The organism is Desulfosporomusa polytropa (genome assembly GCF_055380075.1).
Map to the genome: position 1 here is coordinate 4,094,731 of NZ_AP042400.1, position 18,452 is coordinate 4,113,182.

The 18,452-nt window shown below is 51.9% G+C and carries 8 protein-coding genes and 1 pseudogene; all 9 read right to left on the minus strand.

The genetic code is table 11. The features are described from left to right. Positions 1-175 precede the first annotated feature (175 nt). The 9 genes and pseudogenes from ACZ449_RS20865 to ACZ449_RS20905 all read right to left on the minus strand — a co-directional run bounded on the left by ACZ449_RS20865 (position 176) and on the right by ACZ449_RS20905 (position 18,385). The gene (locus ACZ449_RS20865; protein ID WP_464257979.1) at positions 176-4,870 is read right to left on the minus strand and encodes a beta strand repeat-containing protein; all 4,695 of its coding nucleotides are present in this window, start codon (positions 4,868-4,870) and stop codon (positions 176-178) included. 24 nt (positions 4,871-4,894) lie between these two features. Next, entirely contained in the window at positions 4,895-6,574 is a 1,680-nt protein-coding gene (locus ACZ449_RS20870) for a ShlB/FhaC/HecB family hemolysin secretion/activation protein (protein WP_464257980.1), read from the minus strand. Positions 6,575-6,805: 231 nt separating this feature from the next. Next, on the minus strand, positions 6,806-7,954 hold the full coding sequence (locus ACZ449_RS20875; protein ID WP_464257981.1) for a TPM domain-containing protein: 1,149 nt from the start codon (positions 7,952-7,954) through the stop codon (positions 6,806-6,808). A 236-nt stretch (positions 7,955-8,190) separates the two neighbouring features. Continuing rightward, complete coding sequence (locus ACZ449_RS20880) at positions 8,191-9,060, minus strand: CAP domain-containing protein (RefSeq protein ID WP_464257982.1); 870 nt, start codon at positions 9,058-9,060, stop codon at positions 8,191-8,193. A 50-nt stretch (positions 9,061-9,110) separates the two neighbouring features. Beyond that, the gene (locus ACZ449_RS20885; RefSeq protein ID WP_464257983.1) at positions 9,111-10,799 is read right to left on the minus strand and encodes a ShlB/FhaC/HecB family hemolysin secretion/activation protein; all 1,689 of its coding nucleotides are present in this window, start codon (positions 10,797-10,799) and stop codon (positions 9,111-9,113) included. 47 nt (positions 10,800-10,846) lie between these two features. Beyond that, positions 10,847-11,113, minus strand: a complete 267-nt coding sequence (locus ACZ449_RS20890; protein ID WP_464257984.1) for a hypothetical protein — start codon at positions 11,111-11,113, stop codon at positions 10,847-10,849. A gap of 137 nt (positions 11,114-11,250) precedes the next feature. Beyond that, entirely contained in the window at positions 11,251-15,267 is a 4,017-nt protein-coding gene (locus tag ACZ449_RS20895; protein ID WP_464261909.1) for a beta strand repeat-containing protein, read from the minus strand. 102 nt (positions 15,268-15,369) lie between these two features. Then, positions 15,370-16,254 (minus strand): annotated as a pseudogene (locus ACZ449_RS20900) (two-partner secretion domain-containing protein); the annotation flags it as partial. A gap of 241 nt (positions 16,255-16,495) precedes the next feature. Beyond that, on the minus strand, positions 16,496-18,385 hold the full coding sequence (locus ACZ449_RS20905) for a clostripain-related cysteine peptidase (protein WP_464257985.1): 1,890 nt from the start codon (positions 18,383-18,385) through the stop codon (positions 16,496-16,498). Positions 18,386-18,452: the final 67 nt, after the last annotated feature.

The following is an 18,452-nucleotide window of genomic DNA, read 5'->3' on the forward strand; positions in this document are numbered from 1 at the left end:
AGCAATTTCCACAATTTCATTGTCTTATATTTTAGTATTCATTCAAAAAATAACAATAGTTTATGTAAAAGTGGTTGTTTTTCTGTCATAACAAAAAGACTCATGTCATCGCCCGGCTCCACCGCCTCATATAATAAGCACTATCTTGCAGGTCCGTTCTCCAGAGTATAACTGTTTAGTCAGCAGTATCACCTGTTATCGTCTGTTCCAAATACACGACCTGCACCTGATTCATGGTAATTCCCATTTCTGTCTGGGCAGCAATCAGGCCTGTGCCGGTAATAAGTTCTTGCCCGGCTTCGGTCATTAGGGATAGAGCGGCTTGATTGGCAGGTTGGATGCTTAATGCGCCATTATTGTAGGTAACAGTAAATTGCGCCGTACTTCCCTTGGCATCAGTTATTGCGAAAAGACCGGTCACCCCGCCGTCAGTGCTTGACGGATTTTGGGGAACAGCTGAAGCTGCTGTCCCGGTAGGCGTAATCGTCACTGCTCCCTGACTACTATTGACAGTATACACTCCCGCCAGATTGGAGCCGGTGGCACCTGCTGCAAATACACTAACCTGCTGCTCTGCCGCTTGACTCTGCGTGAGAGAAGGCGCAGTGATCGTCAGGGTAGCGCCTGTCTGCATCACGGTCATCCTGCCTGTTGCCGTACCGCTCTGGAATTGCAGGCTACTGCCTGCTGCCGTAACCGTACTTGCAGTATTGCTTGCCGCCACCGGCGTAGTGTCAGGGGTTACTGGCGTTGTTGCTGACGTACTAGCCGCTGTAGTTGTTAGCGCAGGCGGCGTGACATTCACGCCGTCGCCAATTACTTGCAGGCCAGCCACGCTGCCGGTCGGAGTTGTGACAGCAGCCGCTACGGACATAGTAGGCGTTGTCCGGGTTCCACTCCCTGCTGCTGCGGTTACACTGACAATCGCCGCTGTATAGGTAGCCGATGTCGTTATCGCTGTTGGGTCTGGTGTCGGCGTCGGTGTCGGCGTTGGCGTTGGTGTTGGCGTCGGCGTTGGCGTCGGTGTCGGTGTCGGTGTTGGCTCCGGTGTCGGTGTTGGCTCCGGTGTCGGTGTTGGCTCCGGCTCCGGCGTCGGCGTTGACGAAGTAACCGCCAGAGCCGTGGCATTGCTTGCCGCTTGGCTGATGGTGGGAAGATAGTTACCGCTGGCCACAGTCAGGCCGCTGCCGGTAATGGCGTAGCGGCCGGCACCACTGGAGGCATCGGCGGTCGTTGCCCAGTTGGCCGTGCCACTGGTTACGCTGCTGAGCTCCTCCTGGTTTTTCAAGCCGGTGACAGTCCCGCTCAATACCGGATTAGCCTCCCCAGCAATGCGGCTGACTGCTGTAGCCGTGTAGATCAGCGGCGCTTGGGTAATAGTCAGGTTACCTGCCGGGCTGCCAAAGCTGTAATTACCGGCTTTGGCATTACCGCCGCTAAAGGTAACAGCTACGCCCAGTGCATTGGTATAGGTGTTGGCATTACTTGTGGTCGTAATGCTGCTGTCTGTCACTTTGCCACTGAAGCTGATAGTTTCGCCGGCCACGCCGGTACTGACAGTCGGCAGTACATAGATGATACTGCTGTTGGCATCCCCGTAGACACGGCTGCCGCTCAGGCTACCGGTAATGGTTAGCGGCCTGGGGATAATGGCTAGGCTGCCTGTCGGACTGGTAAAGCTATAGTTGCTCGCCTTGGCATTGCCGCCGCTGAATGTGGCGGTAACACCCAAAGCATTAGTATAGGTATTGGCGTCACTGGTGGCCGTAATGCTGCTATCTGTCACTTTGCCGCTGAAGCTGATGGTTTCGTCGGCCACACCGGTACTGACAGTCGGCAGTACATAGACGATACTGCTGTTGGCATCCCCGTAGACACGGCTGCCACTCAGGCTGCCGGGAATGGTCAGCGGCCTGGGGGTAACGGTGAGGCTGCCTGTCGGACTGGTAAAGCTATAGTTGCTCGCCTTGGCATTGACGCCGCTGAATGTGGCGGCAACACCCAAAGCACTAGCATAGGCATTGGCGTCACTAGTGGCCGTAATGCTGCTGTCTGTCACTTTGCCGCTGAAGCTGATGGTTTCGTCGGCCACGCCGGTACTGACAGTCGGCAGTACATAGACGATACTGCTGTTGGCATCCCCGTAGACACGGCTGCCGCTCAGGCTGCCGGTAATGGTCAGCAGCCTTGGAGTAATCGTCAAGTTTCCTGTCGGACTGGTAAAGCTATAGTTACTCGCCTTGGCATTGCCGCCGCTGACTGCGGCGGTTACGCCCAAAGCATTAGTATAGGTATTGGCGTCACTAGTGGCCGTAATGCTGTTATCTGTCACTTTGCCGCTGAAGCTGATGGTTTCACCAGCCACACCGGTAGCGCCCGCCAGGGTATTGGTATAACTGATGGTACTGTTGTCAGCCCCGTAGACACGGCTGCCGCTCAGGCTGCCGGTGATGGTCAGCGGCTTGGGAGTTACCGTCAGCGAGTAGCTTGACGCCGGCAAGCCAATAAATTGGTAGCCGTGTACAGTAGATATTACACCGGCAAGCCCCATTGTTAGGGTATAGCTGCCAGCATCGAAGCGATAATCACTGCCGTTTCCGGTATGTGCCCCTATAGTGAATGTCGGCGAACCAGTTAACCCATCAGAGACTGTTTCGTTGATGTGGTCAGATTTTTCCACCGTATAACTTACCGCATCACCATAGGTAATGCTGCCTACCGGCGTGAGTATTAAATACGGTACATTGGCGCATACCAAAACATTGCCGTTGCCGGGCATTCTCGCGTCAGTCGGCGCCAGGCTGCTGTAGGTCTCGCCGCCAATCTTACTGCCTGCCTTGTCTAGCAGCGAACCTGCACCAGGACTAGTATCAGAATAGACAATCCACTGTCCATTTGGAGCCGATACTGCACCACCATCGATAAGCACTGTATTTCCCCCACTGCCTGGCGCAATCACAATGGCCTTGCCGGTTGCCTCGGAAGAAACAGGTTTGTAGAGATAAATATAGTCATCCTTACTGGTTAGCGTGATTGCACCTTGACCTGTGGCTGAAATATCTTCATGAAGCCAAAGTGCACCCTCAGCAGCCATTGTAATTGCGCCTGTGGAGGAAACTGTTCCAGAGGAAACTGTTCCATTAGTAGTAATATTATTCCCGGCAGTCATCGTAATTGCGCCTGCGGAGGAAACTGTTCCAGAGGAAACTGTTCCATTAGTAGTAATATTATTCCCGGCTTTCAGCGTAATTGCGCCTGCGGAGGTAACTCCTGCCTTAGTATAAATACTTTGCCCGGCTTTCAGCGTGATTGCACCGCCACCGGTAACAGCTTGGTTCACCACAATATTTCTATAAGCGTCAAGCGTCAAGGAGTGACTAGAAGAACTGCTCCAATCCAGCGGGGCATCAACCGTTATATCTCCGTCACCATCACTGTTAAAATCACCATAATAATTCGGATTCGGACCATTTCCATCCACTACACTGGCTCCATCACTTGTTGTCTTAATCGTAACATCTGTCGAATTCAATAGCCCAAGAAGATCCGCTGCACTTATCCCAGTATTATCAACGCTGCCAATCACAAAATTCTCCGGATCAAGCAGCATACTACCGACCGTTCCCTGCGGCGCCCGAGTATCTGTCAGACCGGCATAATGCAGCCGGTGTTTGCCGGAGACTTCCACACTGCCGCCGTTACCGGCCAGGCTGCCGCCGCGGGCGGTGATGTTGCCGGCAAAATCGGTTGTCCCGTCAGCCCACACCACAACTTTGCCGCCGTTGCCACGGGTAAGAGCATTGGCATTGATAGCTGCGCCCTCAGCTACCGTAGTGGTTGTAGCGTTTTGTTCTGCTCCTTTGCCCTGGTAGTTGCCGCCGATGAGCGCCGTGCCGCCGCCCTGATCGCCTGATATGTCGACAGCTGCGCTGTCGGCAAGCTGTACAGTTTCTCCCAGCACTTTGACCGTGCCGCCGGTCTGGCCGGCAGCAGCGCCGGACGCGTCAAGCGACCCGGCATTGCTAACCGTGCCGCTCGCGCCACCGTCCAAAACGATGACGCCGTTTTTGTTACTGATACTTCTGGCCTGGATTTTGCCGCTGTTGTTGACCACTGTTTGCGCTAAGGCGTCTGCGGTGCGAGCACTCAGATAGACCTTGCCGCCGTCGGCTTGAATCATGCCATTATTAGCTGCACTTGCCTTTAAGGCGGACTGATCCACAACCAGGTTCAAGAAGCCGTCATTGGCTAAGTCTAGCGTAACGGCATTGCCGCCCGCCAACGCTACGGTGCCCTGTTTGGCGACAATGACGCCTTCATTGTTGGCCTGGGTGCCCAAGAGCGCCACATAACCGCCGTCGCTGGCGGTAATAGTGCCCTGGTTGATAACCGCTGCGGTGCTGTCGCCGCTGAAGCTATATTTACCCTGCAAAAAGTCGCTATCCGCTATATTCTTGGTTGAAGCCACCAGCCCCCCTACATTCACCTGGGAACCGGGGGCAAACAGTACGCCGTTGGGATTGATGAGAAACACCTTGCCGTTGGCAGTAAGAGTTCCGTAAATGGCCGAAGCCTTGTTGCCAATCACCCGGTTAAGGACAACCGAACTGGCGCTGGGCTGAATGTACTGGACAGTTTCGCCTTTGACGATGTTGTAGCTTTGCCAGTTGATGGCTGCCTTGTCACTGGTAGTGATGGTCATTTTGCTGTTGTCCTGGGCAATGGCTGCCGAACCGGACGTGACGGTTGCCCCGGCAGGATTGGCCAGAACAGAGGTATAGACACTAAAGTACAGACCGGCCACAACTAGCGGCACAGCCACTATTTTTGTCACAGCCCGTTGCCAGCGCCGTTTCCATTTTCTCTGCATGGTGTTGCCTCCCTTATTGTATTCTTAAAAATATTTGCTGCCCCGAACCCAAAAGCGCCCGTTTTTGTCGGTGTCTGATTGCGCGGACTCTGACCCCAGTTTCCAGGCATAATCAAGACGGAGGGTATAGTCACCTGGTCGGCCAAGGATAACACCCAGTCCGGCGCCGCTCAGTGTGCGGTCATTCTCCCCACTGCCGTTCCAGGAGCTTTTGTTGACTGTCACATGGCCGTTGTCGAAAAAAGCGGCAAGCTGCAGGCGGGGGGTAGGCATATTCCAGCGCAGTTCACCAGTGAAGAAATAGCCGTTATCTCCGGCGGCTTCGCCTTGAGGATACGCTCTGACACCGCTGGCGCCGCCGAGAAAGAGTTTTTCCGAGGAATCCAGGTTCTTACTGGCAAGCTGACCGTTCAGGGACAGCGAGTAGCTCAGCCTGGGGTTTAGGTATTTTTGCCGAAACAAACTGAGAGTGCCTTTGGTATAGCTACCGGCTGTTTGCGCTTCGGTATCGAAGGTGCGGGCGTCTGCTGAATCCAGGGTAAGATGGCCGCCGGTTACCGTTAAGTCAAAGCCGCTGACGCCGTCACCAGCGCGGTCAAGGCGGTCGCCGTTCAGGCTGAGGCTGACAGAGTTGCTCTGTTTTTGGCTGTCGCTGCTGTCGGTTTGGTCACTCAGTTCTTTGTGGTCATAGCTCAGGCGGATATTGAGGTTGGCCTCCCGGGAGCGCAGCAGCGGATAGGTTTCATAAAGGCTGGTGGTTTTGGCCATCCCGCTGGCATTGAGGTACGCATAATCTTTGCCTAGCAGGTAGCTGACCCGCGAGTAGCTGATACCAAATCTGCCTCCGTCCGAACTTGTGGGGAGGCTATAGGCGGCACTCCAGTTACGCAGTCCCGAACCACTGCCATATAGACCGTCCAGGGTCAAGCTGTCCCCGATTTTCCCCGGGTTGTTCAAGGTGACGTTCAGGCCACCCCTGCTGTCACCGGTGAAGCGGTTGCCCCAGTTGTCGCTGTACACCTGTCCGGTTACGCCGGCAGTATCGGTTACTTCCAGAATGAGATCAGCGGTGCCTGGTTCTTTGCCTGGTGCGAGGGTGCTCTTAAGGGCAATGCCGCTGGTGTCACTAACCAATAGCAGTACCCGTTCCAGCTTATCCCGGCAAATATAGCCGCTGCTTTTCAATGGGCTGACAACTGCTTGCAGATAGCTTGTGTCCAGCCGGGAATGATTAAGGATTTCAATGTGACCGTATTTTCCGACCACGACTTCAATGGTGATGGTGCCATCTTTACTTTCCTGCGGTGGGATGAAGGCACGAGCCACGAGATAGCCATGGTCGCGGAAGTACTTGGTAATGCGCCCGGCGCGCTCGGTCAGTTCAGCGAGAGTTAGCTCTTTGCCGGTACTGTCGCCTAAAAGGGCCGTCAGCTCTGCTTCGGAAAACAAATCCTGGCCGGTGATGCTAAAGCGTGTGACATTGACGGTTTGTCTGTCGGCGGCAGGTGGCTGTTCACTGTCTTCTTTAACAGTGATACCAGGCGGCAAAGCGCTTGGTTCCTTTATTTCGCTCTCCTGGGTGTTTTTCAGAATGTTGCCGGCATCCGGCTGCTGGGTGGCGAATGCGGACGCACTGGCCAGCAGCAGACAAACGGCGGTCACAGAACAAATCTGTTTGGTGTGTTGCAGTTGGTTATAAAACATCGATTATCTCCCTTCGTAATTGGCAGGTTGTTGGACGTCAGTATATCCATAAAGCACGGCGTGGGTGAACCGCATTTTAATATCTAGTTTCATAGTAACAAATTTATCTATTACTGATACCTACCTTTGGTATAGTCACAAAAAAATAAAAGTATAGTCGGCACTATACTTTTGGATAGTCCTCTGTTAAAAAGCCGGTGTTATTTGGCTGCTTTCCTCAATCGTTCTATCTCATCGCCCAGCTCCACCGCCGCCAAAGCTGCCGCCACCGCCGCTAGACCCGCCGCTGCCGCTGCCGTTGCGACTACTCATCTGCATACGGAAACAGAAATAGCCTATGAAAAGCAGCACTACCAATAAAAGCACAACTTTGGCCTCTTCCGGCAAGAACGCTAAGACATCATCATAAATAAAATCAAAAACCTTATCAAAAGCATCCGGCTCTGTTGGCACAGTCGCGGCAACTGCGACCTTGGGCAGCTCTTTTGACTTTTCCAATGCCGCCGGATTAGATACTGCAATTTCCTGGGGTACAACAATACTTGACTCGGTATAGACCTGCGCTGTTACTGCTTTAAAGGTATTGACAACGCCTCGGTTCCATTCCTTATTGTTAATATCCTTTACGGCCCAGGTATCTACTATCGCACCGCAGCGCCCGTCCGGCAATGCCCCTTCCAGGCCATAACCAACTGCAATCCAGGCATGCGGCTCTTTGGTCGTAAACAAAAGTAAAACACCGTTGTTTTTTTCTTGTTGACCAATGCCCCAAGTTCGCGCCATAGCCATTGCATACTCGTTCAAAGGCCGGCCGTTTGTATCTTCTACAATTGTTACTACAACTTGTGCACCGGTTGTTGCCGCTAATTTTTTTCCTTCGGTTGTAATAAAAGCTTTCGTTTCTGATAACAATACCTGAGAAAAATCATTGACATAAAACTCACTTGTAGGCGCCGGTATTGCCTGCCCGCCTCGTTCAGGAAGATAGGCCGCGAATACACAGATTAAAACAACTCCCAGAACAAGCGTCAGATACTTTTTACCATTGCCGGCATCTGACAAAACAACCAACACCACCGGGAACAGCCCCATCATACAGGCCAATAAAGTGGTATTGGTGCCAAACCACCAAAAGCCAAAGAAACTAAGACCTGCCAGCACAGCAAATACCAGCTCCCGCAGAAAGCCATTGTGAATCACGCCGTTCAGCATATCCATACTGCGCAGCAATACTAAGCCAAGCACCGTAAATACCAATAGTGCCAAAGACAGATCCTGGCCGCTTACCAGCATGCCCTGCATTCGCATATACACGCAGGCTATTGCAAAAATCACGACAGCCGTTACCAGTCCTATTATTTTTTCGGCCAGTTTATCCACCGCCTATCCTGTACAGTTTTTTAGAAGTATTTCACACCCTGCAGCCAAAAACGGCCGGAATGGTCAGTATCGGAAGTAGCGGCGCTGGAGCTTATTTTCCAGGCATAGTCAAGCCGCAGAGCATAGTCGCCGGGACGGCTGAAGATGACGCCCAGACCGGCGCCTGACAGGGTGCGTCCGTTGGCATCGGTTGACCAGGGGTTTTTGTTGAACGTAACATGCCCGCAAGTAAGTTTTTAATAACTGGCAAATAGCTGAACCCCGTAGATGGAACCATCTTCCCCCGGATATAGTCCTAAGCCAACATGAGTATAACCGGCATTAAGAATATTAGCACGATGCCCCGGGCTGTTCATCCATTCCTCTTCCATATTATCCAGCGAATAATTATACGCGATATTTTCACCGGCTGACTGATATTTAATACCCTTTGCTGCCATGCGGTCATACGGCGACTCTCCTTGTAGATTGGTATGATCAAAATAATTATTTGCCACCATATCGGTCGCGTGACCGCGCGCTACTTCGGTCAGTTTTTCGTCAGGAATAAGTGGCACCAGGCCGTACTTAGCCCTATCATTATTCAATAATTCAATGCCATATAACTCATCCTTGGTAATACCCCCCATTTGCCTTTGAGGTTCCGTTTGTATAGGCGCTTGCGATGCCGCTTTATCGCCCAGAATTATATGCGCACCACTTTCATTCATCGTAAACTTAGAAAAAGTGACCTGACGGCGATTCATGCCCATCGGACAGTTTTCTCCATCATAATACTGGAATTTGTCATTAACAACCATACGTAGAATTGCGTCTTCCTCTCCTTCGCCGTCACATACTGAACTATAAATATAAGCATAAAAAGGACTTGAACTATTAAAATTAAAATCTTTCGTCGTAGCAGCCGGCACACTATACCAGCCCTTGCATAACCATTTGTTTGTACTATCTTCATGATAGAGAATGGAAAATAAACTTTCCTGGTCATAGTTATTCGTAATCGTAAGTTCGAAGGATTCTGCCTGAGGCAGAAAAGCGACCATTACGACCGAAATAACAAGCAGTCCCATGAATGCTTTACCTAAAACCTTTATCATCGTTTCCATTAACAATCCCTCTCCTTGAAACTTTGTATCTAAACAATGGCTTTTGCCTGTTAGAAGTATTTCACACCCTGCAGCCAAAAATGACCGGAACGGTCAGTATCGGAAGTAGCGGCGCTGGAGCTTATTTTCCAGGCATAGTCAAGCCGCAGAGCATAGTCGCCGGGACGGCTGAAAATAAAGCCCAGACCGGCACCAGATAGGGTTCGTTCGTTGTCATCACTTGTCCAGGTGTTTTTATTCAACTTAACATGCCCACAATCAACAAAAGTCGTCAGCTGCACACTGGGCGTCGGCAGGTTCCAGCGCAGCTCGCCTGTTGCCACATAGCCTTCATCGCCGCTGGCTTCATTGACCGGATAGGCTCTGATGCCACTTGGCCCGCCCAGGGAGATTTTTTCCGAAGAGTCCAGATTTTCGCTGGCAAGTTGTCCTGCAAAGGACAGATGCAGGTTTAATCGATTGTTGATGCTTTGTATCCGGTAGAGATTAAGGTTGGTTTTGTTATAGTGCCCGGCGGTATGCGCGCTGCTGTCATTGGTAACGGCATCAGCCGAATCCATACTGAGACGCCCCAGCGCGAAGGTAAGGCCAAACGTATTGTAGCCGCCGCCGCCAACATTGTCACGACTGTCGCCTTGTAGACCAAAATTCCAGATATTGGCCGTTTTGCGACTGTTGCTGCTAAAGTAGTCAATGCTATCTTCCAACTCTTTATAATCAAAGCCGATATGTCCTGTGAGATTATAATTGCGGGAACGGACAAAGGTAAAGCTTTCGTAGATACTGGTGGTCTTGGCAATACCACTGGCATCAAGGCTGGCAAATTCTTCGCCTAACGAATAGTGTTGGCGAGAGTAGCTAACCCCCAGCTTGGCTCCCTGTCCGCCGGTAGGCAGCTGATAAGTAAAGCTGTAGTCGTCCATATCTTTACCGAGGATGATGCCAAGGGCAACCGAGTCACCCTGGCCGCTGATATTGTGCAGGTTATAGTTGAAACCAAAACGGTTTTTGCCGGTATAGCGGTTGCCCTGGTTGTCGATATAGGCCTGTCCGCTGGTTTTGGCGGTATCAGTGATATTCACAACAAGATTGGACGTGCCTGGCGCGTTCCCGGCTGTCAGCGTCGCCTTGCTCTTAATACCGTCAGTATCGGATAACAGCAGCAGCACCCGTTCCAGGGTGTCTTTTCTTATTGGCTCGCCGCTTTTAAGCGGGTTTAGAATCCGATCAACAGCCGTTTGCCTCAGGGTGGATTGGTTTTGCACCTGAATTTCGCCGTATTGGCCGACAAGCACCGCCATTTCCACGGTGCCATTTTCAATGGTCTGTGCCGGAATAACGACTCTGGCAACAAGATAGCCCTGGTCATGGAAATACTGGGTCATATGCCGGGCGTAGACTTCCAGTTCGCCAAGCGTCAAATCCTTGCCGTAGGCGTCTTTAACCAGCGGCAGCAGTACATCTTGGGCGTACAGATTTTGGCCGGTAATGTTGATTTTTTCCACATGAATTTTGGTTCCCTCGGTTTGTGCCGGAGTCGCCGGTTGTTCCTGCTTAATTTCGATTTGGGGTTTGACTTGTTCCTGTGGCGGCAGCGTATGCTCCTTAATGCCACTCAGGGTTGTGCTGTTGTCATTTTGCTCCGGCGGGGCAGCATTGACAGGGCTCGTCAATAGGAGGCATACAGCCGTGACGAGGGGACACAGTTTTTTGGTATTATCGGAGATGCTTTTACGCATGGTATCACCCTTTTTTGCGAATTTTGGGGGTTGTTAGCGAATGTATGCTAGATTTCTTTGTCTGGCGTTTTTTCTCCCGGATCTGGATTCTTTTTCATTACTCCGGCATCGATCAGCTGGTTAATAATATTTTCCTGCACTGTCAGTGACTGGACAAAACCCTCCAGCGGCATGATAATTCGTTGGCTAACATCAACCACAGGCTGGCCGTTGTCGCTTTTTAGGTGAGGCTGCACTGTCATGAGGTCGATGCGAACAAGATTGCCGGTAATATGGATAGCACTAATGCCATCGGCGAAAATTTCACTATTCATAGAAAATACTCTCCTTGTTTGTTACGTGTTAGCTGCTGAGATTGTCATTGCAAGCGGCAGCATGGTAATTTCAAAGACGCAAAGCTTAGTACCGGAGATCGCCGCCTCATTGCCGCTCCTTGCAATGACAGATCAGCTTACTGTTCCAGGTACACCGTCTGTAAGTCCTCAGCATCTACGCCCAGCTTGTCTTGCGCTGCCACGATACCGGCGGCAATGATCAGTTTTTGCTGGTTCTGGTTTACCATAGCGGCTGCCACTTCATTTTCGGCTTGGATATGTAATTGGCCGCCGGTATAACTGATGGTAAAGGTCGCTGTCTTTCCCTGAGCGTCGATGAACTGGAAGGAGGCCACTGCCTGGCTGGGAACTGCCGGCTGCGGTGTTGGCACTTGAGCCAAAGCCGGTACCGCGCTATCGGCCGATTCGTTCAACGAAAGCGCGCCTTGGCTGCTGTCCATATGGTAAATGCCTGCGGGAGAAACATGGCCGCCTGCAGTCTGATAGACCGTTATGTCTTTTTGCACGACATCAAGCTGCAATTGCACCAGGCTGTCCTGCGTAATGGTCACCGTCTGGCCGCTGGTGGTGATGATGCGGGCCGGGCTGGTACTATCTGGCCGGAACTGTACGCTGCTTGGCTGGCTGCTTGGCTGGCTGCCTGCCGCCTGTGGCGCAGTTGCAGTGGAAGCACTATTTGCGGCAGACGGCGATGGCGAAGTGTCTGCTGCTTGCCGGGCGCTTGCTACAGCGGCGGTGTATTCCGGCTGGGTAACAATCTGAGGGATGGGAGTAGGATTGGGTGTAGGTGTAGGTGTAGGTGTGGGTGTGGGGGTAGGTTCAGGTGTAGGTGTGGGTTCAGGCGTGGGCTCAGGCGTGGGTGTGGGTTCAGGCGTGGGCGTGGGCTCAGGCGCGGGCGTGGGCTCAGAGTCGCTTGGCGAGGAATGCTGGGCGATATATTGTCCTGGAATTTCATTAACAGTTGCATTGCCGACCCCCTTGGTCTGCCCTGTGGTATCGGCATTCCAGTAGCTGTTGGTGATAGTGGTGTTGTTCCCCCTCCACCCCACCAGCCCGCCGACATCGTTTCCTGTGCCTGTTACGCTGCCGGTGGCATAGCTGTTCGTGATTGTGCCAGAGTTATCGCCCACCAGCCCGCCGACTTCGTCGCTGCCTTTTACACTGCCGGTGGCATGGCTATTTTCAATTGTGCCGCCTAAGTTACTCCCCACCAGCCCGCCGACATATTTTCCTGTGCCGATCACGCTGCCGGTGGCATAGCTGTTCGTGATTGTGCCAGAGTTATCGCCCACCAGCCCGCCGACTTCGTCGCTGCCTTTTACACTGCCGGTGGCATGGCTGTTTTCAATTGTGCCGCCTAAGTTATACCCCACCAGCCCGCCGACACTTTTTCCTGTGCAGATCACGCTGCCGGTGGCATAGCTGTTCGTGATTGTGCCAAAGTTAAGCGCCACCAGCCCGCCGGCAACACTGGTGCTGTTTACGCTGCCGCCCACCAGACCGATATTGCTGATCTGGCTGCCGTTTCCAGCATAGCTGAACAAACCAGAGTAGACATACGGTGTAGAAGATTTAATTGTCAGGCCGCTGATGGTGTGACCGCCGCCGTCGAAATTGCCTGTAAAGGCATCGCGGCCAGCATCACTGTTGCCAATAGGGACAAAACCTGCGCCGCCGTTCCAGGTTTTGGTGCCGCTGGCGTCGATGTCATTGACCAAGTTGTAGCTCTTTCCCAGCATACCGCTGCTGCCGATACCCTGTAGACCGTATACGTCGCTGATCTGATAAGGAGACGTGCTGTTAGTGTTGGTACCGTCGCCCCTCAACGCCCGGATAAAGGTGCCGCCGGAGATGCGGAAATCGGTGGCGGAAAAAGCCGGCAGCGTTGCGTCCACCTGCTGCCAGGTTCCGCCCTTGAGGTCAAAGGTTCCGACATTGACCGCGCCGTTGGCGGTGATAGTGCCGCCAGCCTTCAGGGTAAAGCTGCCCGGGGCGGTAACCGCGCCCAGCGTCAGGTCACCGGCGGTTGTTACGTTCAGATCGCCTGGTACCGTGACGCTTGTGCTTGTGGCGGTATAGAGAATATCCGCATCTGTCAGGCTGCCTTTGGCAGTAGTCATCAGGTTATTTACGTCCAAAGCAGCGGTACTGCTGCCGCCGTAGACATTGACTGCATTGCTGGCAAGAGCAAGGCCGGTGCTGCTGGCATTTGTGCCGCTCATGCGCGTTACGGCATTGGCCTTGACACTGCCATCATCCACATAAGTCAAAAGTGACGTGTTATCAGCAATGGTATTGTTGTCAAGCAGCAGATAGTAAAAACCGTTGGCGCCTGTCGAAGTTTTGCCGATAAGACTGCCGTTTGCCGCCACCTGTATGGTCTTACCGGCGGCGGAGGTCGCAGCTTTTAAAGTACCGGAGACGACCTGCGGGGTCGACTGATAGCGCCAGTTGAGATAGGGATAGGATTTGCCGCCGATTATGCCCCAGGTGCTATTGTCAAAACCTGTTGGCAAACCAGCCATCAGTTCCGCCGTTGTCTTTCCGGTGCCGCCGGCGCTTGTCGGCTGCCCGCTCGTCTCCGTATCCCAGTAGCTGTTTGTAATGTTGCCACTATTCCATCCCACCAGCCCGCCGGCATAATTCCCAGAATTAACATTGCCTGTGGCATAGGAGTTGTTGATGCTCCCATTGCTGATGCCCGCCAGGCCGCCGACATACATCTGGCCTCCAACGCTGCCTGTGGCGTAAGAGTTGTTGATGCTCCCATTGCTGATGCCCGCCAGGCCGCCGGCATACATCTGGCCTCCAACGCTGCCTGTGGCGTAAGAATTGCTGATGCTGCTGCTGTTTTGACCCACCAGGCCGCCGACATATTTAGTGCCTTTGACGCTACCAGTGGCGTAGCAGTTGGTAATCTGGCTAGAATTATATCCCGCTAAGCTACCGACCCAATCGGCCCCCTTGATGCTGGCGTTCACAAGAGATATGTTGGCAATCGGATTACTAGTGGAAGTATAGCCGAACAGTCCGACATAGTTCGTACCGGACAGGTTGATAGTCAGGCCGGAAATGGTATGCCCGCCACCGTCGAAGCTGCCGCGAAACTTTGAATTATAATTGCCAATCGGAGCAAAACCGGCACCGCTGTTCCAAGTAGCCGTGGCGCCGGCGTCGATGTCGGCGCCCAACGCATAAACACCGCCTAACGTAGTACCATTTGTCCCGATATACTGCAGGTCATTCACATTATTAATCGGCATATAGGCAGTTAGCTTACCATCTCCCAAATTCTGGTTTAGTACAAGCCCAGTATAAATTATGGCACCTTCATAGCTGTTGACATCGACCGCTTTGCCGCCAATTGTTGCGCTGACCTTACTGGTTGGATTATAGTAAATGTTAACCTGACCATTGGTCATAATGCTGCTATTCAAGCTGACCGTGCCTGTGCCTGTACCTGTGTTGTCTGCCCTGAGTGTGACAGCAGCTCCATTTGTACTGGTATTCGTTATAGAACCGTTGATATTAATATCACGGTATGCCGAAAGGGTGAGGCTATTGGTACTATCCCACCAAAGATCATTGTTTACCGTGATATCACCATTACCGCTTATATCGTTTTTAACAGTAGTACTTGTAGAACCTTCAGTCATTGTCCCGGTAGTACTGCCAGTCGTAATGGTCACATTGGAACCTTGTAAAGCAACTTCCAAGGTGCCAACATCGATATCTCCGCCTACGCCTATCGTAATATCTGCCGGGTCCAACAGCCAATTGCCTGTCTTGCCCTGTGATGCCGTAGTGTTGACGCTGGCCGTATCAGCAACTGTCAGGGTTTTCTTGCCTGAGGTTTCGACACTGCCGCCGTCGCCGCTAGTTTTGCCGCCTTTAGCCGAAATGCTGCCGGCAAAGTTTGTCGTGTCGTTCGCCCAGACGACGACCTGCCCGCCGCTGCCGCTGGTCAGGGCGTCAGCCTTGATGCTTGTCCCTTGTTCGACCGTAGTCTTAGTCGCCGCATATTCGCTATTGCCGCCCTGGTACGCACCGCCGACGAGGGCTGTGCCGCCGCCCTTGTCGCCGGCGACATCAATTGAAGACCCGGAAGCTACCTGTACGGCATCGCCCAGCACCTTGACCGTGCCGCCGGTTTCGCCTGTATTTTTGCCGCTGGCATTCAGGCTGCCGCTATTGATAACCGTATCGCCTGCTAAGATAATGGTGCCGTTTTTATTCGTTACGCTTTTGGCCTCAATGGTGCCGGTGTTGTTGACTACCGAGCCTGTTAAAGAGTCAGCCGCTTTGGCGTTCATGACCACCAAACCGCCGTCAGCCTGGATGAGGCCGCTGTTTTTGGCCAGGGCGTTGACGGCGCTTTGGTCGACAGACAGAGTTAACAATTCATCGCCGATAAAGTCCAGCGTGATTTTGCTGCCTGCACCCAGTGCGGCTGTGCCTTGTTTGGCGACAATAACGCCTTCGTTGGCAACGTCAGCGCCAAGGAGGGCGACATAGCCGCTGTTTGTTGCGGTGATTGTTCCTTGGTTGATGACGCTTTTCTGACTGTCGCCGCTAAAGGTATAGTTACCATTCATAAAGTCGTTGTCACTGAGGTTTAACGTCGAAGCCACCAAACCGCCGACATTGACTTGGGCACCTTTGGCGAATAGTACGCCGTTGGGGTTGATGAGAAAGACTTTGCCGTTAGCCGACAGCTGCCCGTAAATACTTGAGGCGTTATTACCCAGCACCCGGTTAAGGGCGATAGAGGAAGTGCCTGGCTGGAGGAACTGTACTTTCTCGCCATTGGCAATATTAAAGCTGTTCCAGTTGATGGCCAGTTTATCGCTATTCTGGTTAATGGTGACATTGGCGGTGCCTTGACCGTTAATTGTGCCTGCGCCGGCAGTAACCGTACCGCCGGCAGGATTGGCCTGCACACCTGTCATGGTGCTAAGGAAGATACCGGCGGCTGCTGCTGCGGGCAGAAGTTTTTTCGCCAGACGGGAGCTAAGGGTATACACCGTGGATTTTTTCGTTTGCCGTGCCGAAGGCTGTGATTGGCAGCTCATAAAATCAGGTTTGCCGCGCAGCCAGGCACGGCGCCAGGTTCTTTGCATTAAAATGTCCTCCTTGACTATCTATTTACTTGCTTTTGTCTTTTTCGAAGCAGTTTGCTAAATCTTGTCATTAAACCTCATGATAGCAAAATTATGTAGTTTGAATACCTACCTTTGGGATAGTCACAAAAAAATTTAAGTATAGCCGGCACTATACTTTGGGATAGTTTGCCGACTATACTTTGGAATAATCCTCTGTTAAAAGCCGGTGTTATGTGGCTGCTTCCCTCAGTAGTTCTATTTATCTGCCTACCGTTATCTTGGAAAACCCGGAATACTGCTCATGCTGAAAGATATCGTTAATGGCATACCCGTACAAATAGTTGCCAGGCGGCAGCTCACTGACACCCAGCCGCAGTTTTTGGCCAACGGTAAATTCAGTGCCTTCGATTTCGGTTTCTTGTTTGGTATCTAGGTTGAGCACCTGGTACCGCGGAATGATTTTATCGCCAGGTTTTATTTTCCGGATTCTGCGGTCAGCCATGCCGGTGTTTCGGTCGATCCCCCGCCAGGCGCCGATAATTTTGCCGTCCGGTTTTTCCTCGGTGTACAGCACCATAATATACATGTTTTTGCCGTTAAGTTTGACCGGGATGGAATAGGCGTCATATTCATCAGTGATTTCGGTCAGGTTCATGCAGACAAAACTGCCGCCCAGTGTTACCCATCCGCCGACAAATTCGCTTTCCATCAGACCATTTTCATAGACGTCGACATCACAATCCCGGCCTAATATCACGACTTGGTTGGCAGAGCCGGCCACCGGCTGCCCCAGTACCGAATAGACGGTATCAACATAAGGCAGTTCTGCCGGATCAAGGGTTAACTGGAAGTTTATGCTGTCCTCTGCCTTATTGCTTATTTGCTGCGGCATTTTGGGAGCCAGCTCTACTACCTGGGTGTTTGCCAGATTGGCGGCATATTGCGTAACAAATTGGACATATTCGGGCGAGAAGCCAAGCTGCTGGTATTTTTTCAGGTTGCCGGTAAAGCTCTCTTTATCCCGGCAGGGAAAGTAGATGGAAATGCCCTGGGCATCTGGTTTCATATCGCCGGTCACATTATACACAACAGCCGCCTTAATACTCTCCATAATTTGCTGGGAGGCAGCCGGGTGGGCAGTCTTCGCCAGGTCATACAAGTCCACCATGTCTGAGGCCACACCATCTCCCTGGTCGCCATAGTCTTCTGATCGCGCCCGGGATTTGGCCATATTCATAATCTGTGTCGGGTTGTACACTTCGGTTGTGCTTTGTTGGGCAAAAACATTGACGGCTTCAATCACGGCAGGCACTTTGTCCAGTTGAATGACCGACATGGTAATTTCGGAGAGGGTTTCCCACTCCTCGGCTTTGGCCTTATAGCCTTCGGCAATTGCTTTGCCTAATTCCGCACCCTGCATGTTCGGATTTTTTTTGAGGCTTTTCAGCATGTTTGCATAATCCCAACCATGTGACGGTTCGACTTCCTCGGATGCAACCAGGTAGTTGCCATAAGGTCTTACGGTATCAGCGGTTTCCAGGTTGGCCATCAGGCATGCGTCAAACCCAATTACTTCGAACCGTGTATTGGTTTTTTGATATGCAGCAGCTAACGCTACCCGGATTTTATCGAGTGTCATTGACGGTTCGTCCGGATAGTTCTCGTCATTACCAAACCCGTAGACCGCACCACCACCATGATTCCAAAAAATCAGCACATATTTTTCGGCAGGATAATTTTCTACCGACCAGGTAATAAAATCCTCAAGGGTTGCTGGTGAGCCCATATTTTTTTTGCCCAAATCATCTTTTACCAGTTCGATTTCATCTTTTTTTATCAGCCAGCGTTGATTGTCACTGCTGATTTCTTCGGCAAACCATTCTTTGGTTCCGCCGGTTTCAACAACGACTTTGACCTTCGCGTTGGAGCCTCTGTCCACAAGTTCCTGTAAATTATCGGTGGCAGCCCCGCCTTCTTCTTCATCACTTTCTAAGTCAGAGCCATTCATATAAATCATAACTGTATATTGGGCTTTGCCTGAATCTATCTCTGAATCGTTGTCAAAAAGGGAACAGCCGGTTATTGACATTAACAACAACGGCAGCACAACTAAGACTGCAAATAGTCTCTGTTTTCTTTGGGTAAACATGGATAAACCTCCTTGACCGATGTAACACGACTTGCAAACAGCTTGTTCGCTTCTGACCAAAAAGGAG